Source organism: Paraburkholderia sediminicola, from assembly GCF_046027355.1.
Lineage (GTDB): Bacteria > Pseudomonadota > Gammaproteobacteria > Burkholderiales > Burkholderiaceae > Paraburkholderia > Paraburkholderia sediminicola_B.
Window position 1 is genome coordinate 24,324 of record NZ_JAQQEK010000055.1, and the last position, 13,865, is coordinate 38,188.

General features: G+C 60.6%; 16 protein-coding genes. 12 read left to right on the top strand and 4 right to left on the bottom strand.

Annotation, left to right across the window (positions count from 1 at the left end; genetic code table 11):
- Positions 1-177 precede the first annotated feature (177 nt).
- Positions 178-792, bottom strand: coding sequence for a tyrosine-type recombinase/integrase (locus PQR42_RS43110; protein WP_408220302.1), 615 nt, complete (start codon positions 790-792; stop codon positions 178-180).
- 579 nt (positions 793-1,371) lie between these two features.
- Here PQR42_RS43110 and PQR42_RS43115 point away from each other — a divergent pair.
- The 6 genes from PQR42_RS43115 (at position 1,372) to PQR42_RS43140 (ending at position 5,026) form a co-directional block, all read left to right on the top strand.
- On the top strand, positions 1,372-2,445 hold the full coding sequence (locus PQR42_RS43115) for a recombinase family protein (protein ID WP_408495731.1): 1,074 nt from the start codon (positions 1,372-1,374) through the stop codon (positions 2,443-2,445).
- Positions 2,446-2,483: 38 nt separating this feature from the next.
- Positions 2,484-2,900: a hypothetical protein gene (locus tag PQR42_RS43120; protein WP_408495733.1), complete on the top strand. Its 417-nt coding sequence runs from the start codon at positions 2,484-2,486 to the stop codon at positions 2,898-2,900.
- Between the two features lie 5 nt (positions 2,901-2,905).
- The gene (locus PQR42_RS43125; protein WP_408220308.1) at positions 2,906-3,217 is read left to right on the top strand and encodes a hypothetical protein; all 312 of its coding nucleotides are present in this window, start codon (positions 2,906-2,908) and stop codon (positions 3,215-3,217) included.
- Positions 3,214-3,819 carry a hypothetical protein gene (locus tag PQR42_RS43130; RefSeq protein ID WP_408495735.1) on the top strand — a complete coding sequence of 202 codons (606 nt, stop codon included), beginning with the start codon at positions 3,214-3,216 and terminating at the stop codon, positions 3,817-3,819. The genes PQR42_RS43125 and PQR42_RS43130 overlap by 4 nt, the downstream gene beginning before the upstream one ends.
- A gap of 241 nt (positions 3,820-4,060) precedes the next feature.
- On the top strand, positions 4,061-4,333 hold the full coding sequence (locus PQR42_RS43135) for a hypothetical protein (protein ID WP_106307971.1): 273 nt from the start codon (positions 4,061-4,063) through the stop codon (positions 4,331-4,333).
- 342 nt (positions 4,334-4,675) lie between these two features.
- Complete coding sequence (locus PQR42_RS43140; protein ID WP_408220315.1) at positions 4,676-5,026, top strand: hypothetical protein; 351 nt, start codon at positions 4,676-4,678, stop codon at positions 5,024-5,026.
- 785 nt (positions 5,027-5,811) lie between these two features.
- Here the strand turns inward: PQR42_RS43140 and PQR42_RS43145 are convergent.
- The 3 genes from PQR42_RS43145 to PQR42_RS43155 form a co-directional block, all read right to left on the bottom strand.
- A complete protein-coding gene (locus PQR42_RS43145; protein ID WP_408495737.1) occupies positions 5,812-6,216 on the bottom strand; it encodes a muconolactone Delta-isomerase family protein in 405 nt (134 codons plus the stop codon).
- 138 nt (positions 6,217-6,354) lie between these two features.
- The gene (locus tag PQR42_RS43150) at positions 6,355-6,828 is read right to left on the bottom strand and encodes a hypothetical protein (RefSeq protein ID WP_408495739.1); all 474 of its coding nucleotides are present in this window, start codon (positions 6,826-6,828) and stop codon (positions 6,355-6,357) included.
- A gap of 14 nt (positions 6,829-6,842) precedes the next feature.
- A complete protein-coding gene (locus PQR42_RS43155; protein WP_408495741.1) occupies positions 6,843-7,379 on the bottom strand; it encodes a tautomerase family protein in 537 nt (178 codons plus the stop codon).
- 105 nt (positions 7,380-7,484) lie between these two features.
- On the opposite strand from PQR42_RS43155, the gene PQR42_RS43160 reads away from it, so the two are divergent.
- From PQR42_RS43160 to PQR42_RS43185, 6 genes are all read left to right on the top strand, one after another.
- Positions 7,485-8,522, top strand: a complete 1,038-nt coding sequence (locus tag PQR42_RS43160; RefSeq protein ID WP_408495743.1) for a GlxA family transcriptional regulator — start codon at positions 7,485-7,487, stop codon at positions 8,520-8,522.
- Between the two features lie 216 nt (positions 8,523-8,738).
- Positions 8,739-9,221 carry a MarR family winged helix-turn-helix transcriptional regulator gene (locus PQR42_RS43165; RefSeq protein WP_408495745.1) on the top strand — a complete coding sequence of 161 codons (483 nt, stop codon included), beginning with the start codon at positions 8,739-8,741 and terminating at the stop codon, positions 9,219-9,221.
- A gap of 75 nt (positions 9,222-9,296) precedes the next feature.
- Positions 9,297-10,289 (top strand): carbon-nitrogen hydrolase family protein, encoded by a 993-nt coding sequence (locus tag PQR42_RS43170; protein WP_408495747.1) that lies wholly within the window; start codon positions 9,297-9,299, stop codon positions 10,287-10,289.
- 51 nt (positions 10,290-10,340) lie between these two features.
- A complete protein-coding gene (locus tag PQR42_RS43175; protein ID WP_408495752.1) occupies positions 10,341-11,378 on the top strand; it encodes an alpha/beta fold hydrolase in 1,038 nt (345 codons plus the stop codon).
- A gap of 106 nt (positions 11,379-11,484) precedes the next feature.
- On the top strand, positions 11,485-12,417 hold the full coding sequence (locus PQR42_RS43180; RefSeq protein ID WP_408495748.1) for an NmrA family NAD(P)-binding protein: 933 nt from the start codon (positions 11,485-11,487) through the stop codon (positions 12,415-12,417).
- A 22-nt stretch (positions 12,418-12,439) separates the two neighbouring features.
- Positions 12,440-13,792, top strand: coding sequence for an epoxide hydrolase family protein (locus tag PQR42_RS43185; RefSeq protein WP_408495749.1), 1,353 nt, complete (start codon positions 12,440-12,442; stop codon positions 13,790-13,792).
- Positions 13,793-13,865: the final 73 nt, after the last annotated feature.

Below are 13,865 nucleotides of genomic sequence, written 5' to 3' on the forward strand. Positions count from 1 at the left end.
ACTCTACTCGTAGCTGGTCGGGCCAGTCTCCGTTGCCAACCAGCCATTCGGGTGATAGCTTGCAAGGATCGGTAAGCAGCAACGATTGGTCGCAGTTTCGAGCGAAGCAAAGTTCACCAGAAAGTTGCCGCACGATCCCGAACATAGCGTCGTTTCGCGCGGCCTGTGCCCGACGCGTTAGATTTCAGTCTGTTCCGAAATCTCGAGCGCGTCGTCGACTTCAATGCCAAGATACCTGATCGTGCTTTCAATCTTGCTATGGCCGAGCAACAGTTGGACGGCCCTCAGGTTCTTCGTGCGCTTGTAAATCAGGGTTGCTTTGGTGCGGCGCATCGAATGCGTGCCGTAGGCTGTCGGATCAAGCCCCGCAGTTTCCACCCATCGACGTATCATCCGGGCATATTGCCGGGTGGAGAGATGAGGCGATGCGGACAGCCGACTGGGGAAGAGAAATCTATCCGGCCTTAGGGCTGCCTTCTCCAGCCACGCGCCGACAGCCTTCCTGGTAGGTTCGGTCAGTTCAAACTGGACAGGGCGTTGTGTCTTTCGCTGAACGACCTGCGCCCGCGACAAGACCTGATTGCCGTGCGTAACATCGCGGACTCGAAGACTGACAAGATCACAACCACGTAGTTTGCTGTCGATTGCAAGGTTGAACAGTGCGAGATCGCGAACAGCATGAGCGTTCTGGAGATAGATCCGGATAGCCCAGACATCTTTGAGTTTCAGCGGTGGCTTCTGGCCGACCAGTTTGCCTTTGTTCCACGCCTCACGGGTTTGTTCGGTTTTCATGACAGGCTCCCACAGGGATGATGGGAGTTCGATTGTGATGTCTGACCTTGACGCGCGGTTTCGCGTGGATTTGCGCGAGGCTCGCAGGCGGCTAACGGTTGCCACCATGCCTCGAAGCCGTCAAGCGGGCCACTGGTTTGCATCAGAATGCTGCTCAATAACATACCGGTAAATTTCGGCCGTTGCTGACGTTGAGACGCGCTGGGTTCTACTTCAGCACTGTGGCAGATTGCTGACCGTGGCGGCATCGAGCAGCCGGACGGCGGCTTCCTGTATCAGTGAACTCACACTCCCGATTAGGTTTATTCGACGCCTACCAACATGCGCAAAGGCACCGACACAGTCCTGCGGCCGATGGCAGGCATCGAATAGCCGTTAACGACCTGGGCCCTTTGCAAGTCGACAGATCAACCAATTCCGGTTGTCCAGCACCCGTTCGGCCGCCATAGAGATCCTCCGTCTTGACTTTGACCGGAAAAGCGCTAGCACTAATGTGTGAGCACTGGAAATATCATGCCTTCCGCGCGGACGCGCGGTACCCAGCCCGCTGCGCCCGTTCGCGCCGCGCAGTACATCCGCATGTCCACCGACCACCAGGAATACTCACCTGTATTCCAGCGCGAAGCGATCGCACGATATGCCGCCACGCACGGTATCCGGGTGGTGCGGGACTATGAAGATGCTGCGATCAGTGGACTGACGCTGCGTGAACGCCCGGCACTGATCCAGCTATTGATCGACGTGGAGAACCCGGCGCGCAGATTCACCAGCGTGCTGGTTTATGACGTGAGTCGGTGGGGACGCTTTCAGGATGTCGATGAAAGTGCGTTCTACGAATACACCTGTCGCCGCGCGGGCGTTGACGTCATCTATGTCGCCGAGCCGTTCGAAAACGATAGCAGTCCGACTGCTTCGATACTGAAAGCGCTCAAGCGGGCGATGGCCGGCGAATTCAGCCGCGAGATGTCACGCAAAGTGTTTCTCGGGCACTGCCTGAATGTCCGGCGTGGTTTTCATGCGGGTGGGCCTCCCGGGATTGGATTGCAGCGCATTCTGGTCGGCCGTGATGACAGCGAGCGACGGTGCCTCGCTCCCCATGAATACAAAAGCGTACAGACTGACCGCATCATCATCGCGCCGGGGCCGCCAGGCGATGCCGCACTGGTCCGCAAGATTTTCGAATGGTACGCAAGGCAACCAGTTAGTGCGGAGGCGATCGCGCGGCGCCTGAACAGCTTTGGCATAGTCAACGGCGTTGGCCGCCCCTGGCAGGGCGCCAACATACTGGACATCCTGCGCAACGAAAAGTACATCGGCACCAATGTCTACAGTCGGACGACCTCGAAACTCGACCGTGGCTGGGAGCAGTTGCCGCGGGAGGAATGGATCCGCATTCCGGACGCGTTCGAACCGGTCGTCGACCGGCGCGTTTTTGCTGCTGTCCAGCAGAAAATGGCACGCGTCGGACGTAGACCAACACGAAACGAGATTGTCGATGGCCTGCGCAAGGTGGTCGCGAGAACCGGCAGACTCAATCAGGCAACACTGAGGCATTACCGGAGCGCGCCGTCCGTAGAGCAGGTAATGCACGAATTCGGGAATTCGGGAGTCTGTACGAGGCATACAAGATCATCGGATACCCACCGAACCTGAATCCTGAGCGGTCCGAAAACCGATACGTCGAACGTGTGATGGAGCGTCGGGTTGCTGATGGTACGACAGAAAAGCTGCGGGAGCTGGGGCATCAGGTCCGGTACGAGAAACACACGGGGACCCTATGCATCGACGGCACACTACGGCTGCAACTGGTTATCCGGAGCCCGTGGCTGGTCCAGGGACATTTGCCGTACTGGATCGCCCGTTGGCCCGATTGCTTCGCGATTGATTTTCTCGTGTACGGCCGCGTTGAGCGCGCGGGCAAGGAACTGCTCGACTTTCACATCCTCCCCCAGGGTAGTTTGCCGAAGGGCGAATACACCGTGCTGTACCGCTACGGCCAGTCTCATTTCGAGCCGTACCGGCATCCCGATCTTACATCACTGATCGAGCTTGCCGCCAACGTGCCGCTGGAAGTGTTACCGGCGACGTGCCGCCCTGCTACGAAGTAGTCGTTATGCGAAAAGATCATCCGCGCAACGCAATCTGTCCTGGCGAAGGGGATGTCGCGTCCGGCTGCGACGCGTCAACCTACGCGAAATCCCGATCCTCGCCGCAGATCAAGGCCCGGAAAGTCCTTATGCTGGAGCGAGCGCGCCAACAGACGGCGATCCGGCAGATGGAAGCCGTCTGCGTCGACAGGGTCATTGTCGGCAACGTGCTGGCGGCACTCCTGTCTGATCCGGCGTTCGTCGCACTACTGCGATCGCAGGGATTTGTCACCATGCCCCGACGGCTTCGCGATCACCTTGAAGGCCGCGCACCGTGACCGATGCCCGTCCTGCCCGATATGTTGCGCGATCGGACGCACAGTCAGCGGATCGCGCGTGTCCGTCTGGAATCTGCCCGGAGGCAGCCGACCAGCTGACTGGGTACCGACTGCCAGAACGGACCATTGCCGCGCTGGCGCGGATGGTGCCATCCCGCCAGATCGCTGTGGCCAGCGTGATGGTGCTGCAAAACAACTGCAGCGGCGATTTTGCGCGCGCGCTACTGGCGGCGACGCCCGCTGGCCTTCGGGCGGATGATCCACGGGGACGGCAGTCTGATCGCGACGGTGTGAGAGGTCTGGCGGACATGGAGCGTGGGCTCGTCCGGATGCAGTTGGCGGCGCAGGAGCTGGCGGCAGGGTATTACGATGACCTGCTCGTGCTCGCGCTGACTGCCAGTTTTGTCCGGAGCTGGATGCGCAATGACGTGGTGAGGTTGTGGCTGCAGTCGCGATATCCCGGTAACGCGGTCACCCTCGGGCGGATGGCATCACGATCGGAAAGCGCAAGGCAGGCAAAACGCCCGATGAAGCTTTCCTATACCCCCTGTCAGTGCAGGATCACGGCCGGTTCGCAGCCCGTAGGTCGGGTCCCGCCATGACCTGCGGTAAAGGGTTCAACACTGGCAAGCGTGCAGTGTGCAGGCAGTGAGGATCGCCGGACATTCCCGCGGGGAGGGTGCGGCGCATGCGCCAACTGGTGCTATCACACCTCCGTCGCACTCAGGCGTCGCTGTGCCGTTTATGCAACATGTGACGCGCTGGCGTTTTTTGACAGACAGCCGTTCCAGACTTTGATAGCCTTTGTCGTGGCCGGGCACCCGACGACAGGAGGGCTTCACCATGCTGCGATGGCTTGCAAACTGGGCTTCACATCACGCGCCCACTCCCGAGAAACAGGCGGAACGTGCACTTAATGACCTACGCATGGAACTGTTCCAGGCCGAGCAGCATGTGCTCGATGCACAGCTACGCGTTGATTACTATCGGGCCCGGCTGACCTTTCTGGAGGAGGTGGCCAGTAAAGGCATCGAGCAGGTCTCCGACGAGCGCAAAGGCCTGCAGGAACCGTCGCCGGCATTGAGGCCAGGACTGAAACTGACCGCGGCGCAATAGTGTTCCGGCCCACGCCGCTGTGCGCTGTGCTCAGGATGCGAAAACGGGCCTCTGTACCAGACCGCATTGGCGGGGTCGTGGCGGCGCAACGGTCAGCACGAGCGACGCTCCCGACGGGAAGTGCGTTCACACGCACAGTGGCGAAGAACGGTTCAACGCCATCGTCCAGCGCATTCAATGCGCATCCAATGCAGACGAACCCCATGCAGACTGAGCGGTGAGACCTGACCATCCGGCAATCGGCACCAGGTGGCGCCCATCACCGCGGCGGCCGGTTGTCGCCGCACGTCCCGGCCATGCGCCACCTGACGGCAGGTTACAGATCCGAGAGCGTCGTTCGACATGTCACTCCCTGAGAAGCTCGATGATGAGGCACGCGCTGAACTCCTCTGCTACCTGGTGATTGGGGAACTTGTCACAATGGCGCGAACCGGCAGCTGGTTACGCACGGATCACCTGGTCGAGTCTTCGCGTATCTGGCTGAAAGCGAATGGCGCGACATGTCATTGGCAGGATCGGATTGCGCTGGCGGGCGCTGCCGCCGAACTGGCGCCGGGCATCCTTCGAACTTTCCCGCTAACTACGGAGCGGTCGCTGGCACCGCTCTTCGCAGACGGATGGAGGCTCGACTACCGGTCGCCGATCGTTTGTGACATCCACCGGATCTGCGTCAGCTTCGTTGCACAAAAGTAGCGCACTGCGTCGAGCAAGTTCCGGTTTTACCCTGCAAGACGCGCTGTCCTGCGCCAGTCAACTTAGCGTCGGCAGCGGAAAGCCATTGCTGACTCGCCCGTGTGAGTCGAAAGTTTGCTCTCCAATTTCCGGGTGTGGCGACGACCTGCCGTTCGGTGAGCAGAGAGGCCTGTTGTTGGAACGCCTGCAGCCCCCGGAACCCGACGGACGAACTACGCGCACAATTCGGCCATAGCTGCCGCGGCGCGACCGTCGACCAACGGCGGCTATGGTCAGCTTTGCTGTCGTCAGACCCGCGAGTAGTTTGAACGGCAGCGTTGTCCCCGTTTATAGAGGACAGCAAGCGACCACGGATCGGCCCCTCGTCTTTCGCACGAGAACCGTCCGCCAGTGTAGCGCGGAGGTCCGCCGAGTATTCGACGAGTCAGTTGAAACGCAAGCCGCGTGCGCTAGTCGGTGAAGGCCACTCAGGGGCCGTTTACAACGCGACAGGATCATCCGTGGTGACAGGAGTCGAACGCGACACGTTGGTCGCGGAGTCTCACGGGAAGCCGTTCGACTTCAGATCATCACACAAGACCAGCTTCGGGGTGGCCTCGCACAGGCGGACCTACCGAGGCCCGTCATTGATGCCGTGGCCTGGTCAAACGGCCCACGCGCGTCATGACGTTGCCCGTCTGTGTCCACCGCCGCCTTCGTCGCCACAACGGCGAGATAGTCTGCCCACGTTGCCTGCCTCTCCGTGAAAACCGGCGGCGCAGCAGCCCAGTACGCTCTAGCGCTTTCTACTGGGGGGAAGGGGGATTCAAAAGCTTGCTCAACGGCTTCAGTGGGCCTATTGGGAGAAGCGAGAATGTCATTAAGTGCGCTTTCCCCAAGGGAAGTGCCTCAAGCATTTCATGCGCTTGACTTACGTCCGTAACGTTCAGGATGAACGCCACCCCAGCCCGGTCTTGCAGTGAATACCACTGGTCAATCTTGCCCTCGCGGTAGAGCTGCGCCGTCTCGCGAACTTCGGTCGGAAGAATGTGTTGGACAAGTTGCATGTCCGTGCCCGGTGGAAAGGTGCCAATCGCCAATATCTTCGTGGTTGGCGTGGTTGGCATCGGAGTGGTTTGCGCCATGGAGACTCCAGCAGAAGTGACCAGAACAGAGGCTGTTGTTAAATTAAGAAAAAGGCGTTTCATCATGTCCTGTTCTTGTCGCATTAGCCTGAAGGCTGCCGCGAGCCTCCGCCTGGTTTATAGATCGCGCGATAGTGTTCGCGTACGCCATCAAGTGCATCAGTCATTGCAAAATCCTCACTGCTTCGATCGATAGATCGTTCGTTATGGCAACTCTTCAATACAAGGAGGCTGGCGCGAGGCCACACCAGATGCCGTATTCAGCGCTGCGGCTTCTGCTCCCGTCAGATAGCAATCGCGGAAGCGCTCATCGACGCGTTCCCACATCCGTTTCGAAAACAGCAGCGCTGCGTTGAGCGGGCGATGATTGATGACCACGGAATCCGTCTCGCCCTGTTCGTTCAGATGCGCGACGACCACCGTTTCGATCGGCACGCCCTGGATCTGCGACCGATAGGATTCCATGTACAAACCGTTGCCGATCTCGCCCTTGTAGCTGTGATGCTGGAATTCGTAGAGCGAGACCGCGTGTTTGATTACGGAGAGAATATCGGCTCGTCCCTCGATCGGACACTTCAGCACGGTGGCTTCGAGCGTCGCGTTTTCGGCGAGCCTCGCCAGCCAGAGCGGCGGACCGCCTGCGGGCGCCAGCACGGGGGCTGCGTCGTTGAATTTCATGCTGGACGCTCCAGTTACGGTTTGTTCGTCATGCCTGCGCTGGCGGCATCGAGCGCTGCTGCGAGCGTGATGCGCGCCTTTTCGAGGCGGCGTCGCGCGAGGCGTCCAACGCCCGCGCCGCGCTCAGACTCGCCCGCCAGCAGCGCATGAATATCGGGCAGCATCCAGATCGCCCCGCGCGTCCCCCATGCGCCATCCGGAATCTCGGTCGGGAAGACCCAGACGCGCGGCGCAACGTCATCGAACGGCCGGTTCTCCGCGCGCGCCACCGCTTCCGTGACGTTTCTGACGAGCGAGCGACGCGATTCGTCGGTGTATTGCCCTTCGGGCGCAGACGGAATGATCCGGTAGCGTCTCGTGTTCGTGCGTTCGCCGCCGATGTAGATCGCAGCAGGCCGATGAAGATGGAACACGGTGACACGCTGTGCGATCGGATTGGCGGGATCGTACCCTTCCGCCTCGATGAGGATGTCGGTCAGTTCCTTGACGAGGCGCGCTTCGGCCTCAGGCGTCAAGGCGTCTTCGGGCCACAGTGCATCGATCATTGGCATGGTGCTGCTCCTGCGTTCAGGTCATTGGATGTGGCCATGATCGGGGTTTACTCGTGCGGCCGGAAGTGGCAGCATCGCCATTATTCAGGGAATTTCAGACACGCAATGGCCATCGTCCGCATCTGGGTCTATGACGGAATCCTCGCGTCCGGCGTCGCGGGCCCTGTTGACGTCTTCAGCGCCGCTAATCAGTTCCATGCGCGCAAGGCTGCACCGGGCACGACATCCGCGCCTGTGTTTGCATGGCGCGTGGAATCTCTCGACGGGCAATCCGTCACGGCTGCGTCGGGCCAGACCATTCACGTCGACGGCAAGATCGACCCGCGCAAACGGGCGGACGCCGTTCTGCTGACGGCACCGTTTTTCTCGAACATCGACGAGTTCATCGGGCGCCGCGAGCAGTTGAACGCGCTGTCTTCCGCACTGCGGCGTCAACGCAAGGCAGGTGCCGTGCTGGCGGCTTATTGCACGGCCAACTACCTGCTCGCCGAGGCGGGCCTGCTGGATGGCCGCGCCGCAACGACGCACTGGGCGAGAGCCGCGGACTTCGCGCGCCGCTATCCGCGTGTCGAAGTTCGCGCACAGGAACTGCTGATCGCGCAAGACGGCATCATCTCCGGCGGTTCCGTGACGTCGTATCTGAATCTCGCGGTGCGGCTCGTCGAAACATTCGCCGGCGAAGAACTCGCCACGATGACCGCGAAGGCGCTGTTGATCGACATGAACCGGACTTCGCAGGCTTCCTTTGCAACGCTTCTCGACGAACATGGGCATACCGACACGCTCGTCGCGCGCGCCCAGCAACAGATGGAGGCTGCGTTGCAGCAGGGATTCCGGTTGAGCGATCTGGCGGCCTCGCTTGCTGTCAGCGAACGCACGCTCAATCGCCGTTTCAAGGACGCCGTCGGGCTCGCACCGTTGACGTATCTGCAAAATCTGCGCATCGAGGTCGCGAAAAGGTTGCTGGAAACGCGGCCAATTGGGCTTGAGGCGGTGAGTCAGCGGGTCGGTTATGGCGATATCAGCACTTTTCGGCAATTGTTCAAGCGCAAGACCGGGTTGTCGCCCAGTGAATATCAAATGCGGTTCTCGCGTGCCGCGGCGGAGAATATCGAAGCCGAGTCAGGCCGCAACGGCGGCTGAGGCCTCGCGAGATCATCACGCCGCAGCCCTCGTCATTTCCCTCCCTGTTTCTCCGCACTGTCCTTTTGTATCCCAACGTATCTACAACAGATAGGGATACGCACTCTTACATAAAACCGACTTTCGGACACAAGCGGGATACGTTCATCCGCTCAAATACGCCCATCGCGAGCAAAACACCGCACCGCAAAAACTGGGCTTACCGAGGTAGTGCATATGCAACACGAGTCGAACGGAACGGTTGAACTGGATCGCACCGCGGATGAACCGCCGAGCAGCCAGATTGCGCGCAATTGTCTGCTGACGCGCGCCCGGCAGATCTCCCGCGTCTTGACTTCCGTCTATGACGATGCGTTGCGTCCGTTCGGCATCGTGGCGCCGCAGTTCTCATTGCTCGTGCTGATCGCGGAGTTCGGGCCTATGAGCCGCTCAGATCTGGGCCGACGGAATCATCACGAGCGCTCGACGCTGACAAGGAATCTGCAGCCGCTGATCGCCCAGGGCTGGGTTGCCGAGGGCGTCCTGGCAAGCGATGGTCGAAGCCGCCCACTCTCGCTCACGCACGAAGGCAAGGCGCTGCTCAAAAACGCCGCGAGCGCGTGGTCGGCTGCACAGAGCCACGCGACGCGCCTCCTCGGCGAAGGCGGTGCCCATGAGCTAATGAATATCGCGCGCAAGTTGCCGCTGCGTATTGTCTGAAGTTTTTCGGTCGATGTTGCATATGCAAGATTGACCCACGCCTGATACCCCTCCCCCCTCGTCAAGGAGTTTGTCATGAAAGTCGTCAAAGCCGCCGCCGTCCAGTTCAGCCCGGTGCTCTATAGCCGTGAAGCAACCGTCGCCAAGGTCGTGCAGAAGATTCACGAACTCGGCCAGAAAGGCGTGCAGTTCGCCACCTTCCCCGAAACGGTCGTGCCTTATTACCCTTACTTTGCGGCCGTCCAGACGGGCATCGAGCTTCTGTCCGGCACCGAACATCTGCGCCTGCTCGAACAGGCTGTGACTGTGCCGTCCGCTGCTACCGACGCGATCGGCGAAGCCGCGCGAAAGGCCGGCATGGTCGTGTCCATTGGCGTCAATGAGCGCGATGGCGGCACGCTGTACAACACACAATTGCTCTTCGATGCTGACGGTACGCTGATCCAGCGCCGCCGCAAGATCACGCCGACGCATTTCGAACGCATGATCTGGGGCCAGGGAGACGGCTCGGGCTTGCGTGCAGTCGACAGCGCAGTCGGCCGTATCGGCCAGCTCGCATGCTTCGAGCACAACAACCCGCTCGCCCGCTACGCGATGATCGCCGACGGCGAGCAGATCCATTCGGCGATGTACCCGGGTTCCGCCTTTGGCGAGGGCTTTGCCCAGCGCATGGAAATCAACATCCGCCAGCATGCGCTCGAATCCGGCGCGTTCGTCGTCAATGCAACGGCGTGGCTGGACGCGGACCAGCAGGCGCAAATCATGAAAGATACCGGTTGTGGAATTGGTCCGATCTCGGGGGGCTGCTTCACCACGATCGTCGCTCCTGACGGCATGCTGATGGCCGAGCCGCTTCGCTCGGGTGAAGGCGAAGTGATCGTCGATCTCGACTTCACGCAAATCGACCGCCGCAAGATGCTGATGGACTCGGCCGGCCACTACAACCGCCCCGAATTGCTGAGTCTGATGATCGACCGTACGCCGACCGCGCATGTTCACGAACGCGCTTCGCACCCGATGATCGTCAACGACCAGGGTTCCGACGATCTGCGCACCCAGGCTGCATGACCTGCAACTTCGAATTGCCCACCTATCGAAGGAGGATTTGCTTTGAAAGCAATGATCAGGACCGGCTGCGCGAGCATCGTCGTTGCGGCGCTGATGGCGGCCGCGTCGCCCGGCTACACGCAGACGTCCACAACGGATGCACCCGTCGCAACGCATGCGCGCAAGCCCGCGGCCGCAAAGACCGACATCTCGGACGGTACGCTGGTGAAGTCGCTGCCCGGATTCAGAAATCGCTATGCAACCGTGAACGACGTACGGCTGCATTATGTGGTCGGCGGCAAGGGCGAGCCGCTCGTGTTGTTGCCCGGTTGGCCCGAAACGTGGTGGACCTTCCACAAGATCATGCCGGCGCTCGCCGAGCATTACACCGTGATCGTGGTGGATCTGCGCGGCATGGGCGCGTCATCGAAACCCGCTGACGGCTATGACAAGAAAACGATGGCCGCTGATATCCATGAACTGACGCAATCGCTTGGATACGACAAGGTTGCGATCGCGGGACACGACATCGGCTCGGCTGTGGCGTTCGCCTACGCGGAGAACTATCCGGAAGCCACCGACAAGCTGGTGATGATGGAGTTTCCGCATCCCGACGATAGCCTGCAGACTGTTCCGCTTCTACCCGTCCAGGGCGCATACGGTGACAGGCTGGGTTCGGCGCGCCCGAACTTGTGGTGGTTCGCGTTCAATCAGGTCAAAGGTTTGCCGGAGAAGCTGCTGGCAGGCCGCGTCCGGCTTGAACAGGACTGGCTCTTCCACTACTTTCTTGTGAATGAGAAAGCCGTCGACGCGCGCGACCGCGCCGTGTACGAGCACGCTTATGACAGCGCAGCCGCGATCCGCGCAGGCAACGCGTGGTATCAGGCTTTCCCTCAGGACGTCAGCGACAACAAGGCTTATGGCCAGCTGCAAATGCCCGTTCTCGTGATGGGCGGTCCCGCATACAAGTGGATGAAAATGGTCGTCGGAGAAAAGGCGGCCAATATGAGCGCCGTCGACGTAGAAAACAGTGGGCACTTTATCCAGGAGGAGCAGCCCGAGCTGGTTACGAAGACAATGCTCGGCTTTCTGCAAGGCGCCCGCGAATGACGACCCGATCGTCGCGTTGATCGACGTATGCACGCGCACGTTTTCATACACAAGTGTGTATATGCATGCATAAATGAAGTGAAGTTTTTCCTTGAAAGGATGTGATATGACAACGAAACCTGCCCATGATCGGCCCATTCTCGTGACGGGTGCCGGAGGCGCAATTGGCGGCATTGGCCGCAACGTGACAACGTCATTGCTCGCGAAGGGCTATAAAGTGCGGGCGCTGGTCCGCAAAGAAGACGAACGCGCGGACGAGTTGCGCCGCCTTGGCGCCGAAGTCATGGTCGGTGATCTGACCGATCTCGCCTCGATGCACCGTGCGATCGAAGGCTGTTCGCGCGTCTATTTCGGCATGTCCGTCTCTGCGGCCTATCTCGAAGCAACTGTCAATTTTGCTGCGGTGGCGCGTCATCATGGTGTCGAAGCCATCGTCAACATGTCGCAGATGACAGTCACGGAAATGAGCATCACGGAGACAACCGACAGCCCCCAGCACAAGCTGCACTGGCTTGCCGAGCAGGTTTTGCAGTGGTCGGGGCTGCCCGTCGTCACGGTACGGCCCACGGCGTTTCTCGAGAGCTTCTTCCTGACGCTTGGCGCCGTCGGCGTGCGCGACAACGACGAACTCGCACTGCCGCTCGGCAATAGCAAGACGTCGCCCATTTCAGCCGTTGATGTCGCAAATGCGGTTTCGGTGATTCTCGAAGACCCGGCGCCGCATATCGGCAAGATCTATAACCTGACGGGCCTCGAATCCAATGATCTCGAGCAGGCCGCGCGCGTCTTTTCGGACGCGCTCGGCCGGCCCATCCGTTACCGCAATGTGCCTGTCGCGCCGTGGTCGGACAAATTGCGCGAACTCGGCATTCCCGCTCACGTCGTCGATCATCTGGCCGTAATGGCGGACCTGCACGTTCAGAGACGATACGACCGCATGACGAACGACCTGTTCGAACTCACGGGCCGCAAACCCATGAGCATGTACGACTTCGTGAGACTGCACATTGCAGACTTCACGCGCAGCGAAACACGCTGATCCAAGGCAGGAGACCGATCCCATGTCAAAAGACATGCCCCAATCCTCATCGCGCCGGCACTTTGTCGGTATGGCGGCCGCGGCGCTCGCGGCAGGCTCGCTGAGCCGGCTCGCCTTCGCGGAAACGAGCCCGGCAATCGGCAAGATCACCGAACCCGCGAACGGCGACAAGACGGCGATCCGGCCGTTCCGGGTTCACGTCCCCGACTCGCAGCTCGTCGACATGCGGCGCCGCATCAAGGCCACGCGCTGGCCGGATCGCGAGACGGTGCCCGACGAATCACAAGGCATTCAGCTCGCCACCATTCAGGGACTCGCGCAATATTGGGCAACCGGCTACGACTGGCGCAAATGCGAAGCGCGGCTGAATTCGTATCCGCAGTTCATCACGGAGATTGACGGACTCGATATCCATTTCATCCACGTGCGGTCGAAGCACGAAAACGCGATGCCGTTGATCGTGACCCACGGCTGGCCGGGCTCGGTCATCGAACAGTTCAAGATCATCGACCCGCTCGTCAATCCGACTGCGTACGGCGCGCCGGCTTCGGATGCCTTTCATCTCGTGATCCCATCATTGCCCGGTTACGGCTTTTCGGCGAGACCGACCACAACGGGCTGGGGACCGGAGCGCACCGCGCGCGCGTGGGTCACATTGATGAAACGCCTCGGCTATGAGCGCTTTGCTTCGCAGGGCGGCGATCTCGGCGGGATTGTCACGAACATCATGGCCAAACAGGCGCCGCCCGAACTGATCGGCATTCATGTGAACTTCCCTGCCTCCGTTCCGGCGGAGATTCTGAAGTCGCTGGCCGCCGGCGACGCAATGCCTGCCGGCTTATCGGACGAGGAAAGGCACGCGTATGAGCAGTTGAGTGCAAACTTCAAAAAGAAGCGCGGCTACGCTTTCGAAATGGGCACGCGCCCGCAGACGCTGTACGGACTCGCCGACTCGCCCGTTGCGCTGGCTTCCTGGCTACTCGACCACGGCGACGGCTACGGCCAGCCCGCGGCGGCGTTGAGCGCAGCCGTGCTCGGTCATCCCGTCAATGGTCATTCCGCCGGCGCGCTGACGCGCGACGATGTGCTCGATGACATCACGCTTTACTGGCTGACCAATACGGGTGTTTCGGCATCGCGTTTCTACTGGGAGTCGCACGCGAACTTCTTTCTCGCAGCCGACGTGAACGTACCTGCCGCCGTCAGCGCGTTTCCGGGTGAAAACTATCAGGCGCCGAAAAGCTGGACCGAAAAGGCCTATCACAACCTGATTTACTTCAACAAACCCGAAACGGGCGGACACTTCGCGGCATGGGAAGAACCGATGATCTTCGCGAACGAAGTGCGCACGGGGTTAAGGCCCTTGCGCGCCTAAAGTGCGAAGCGGGGCCCCCCGCCAGGGGGGGGGGGCGCCGCGATGTTATAGTGGGTTTGGGGGGCAAGGGGTG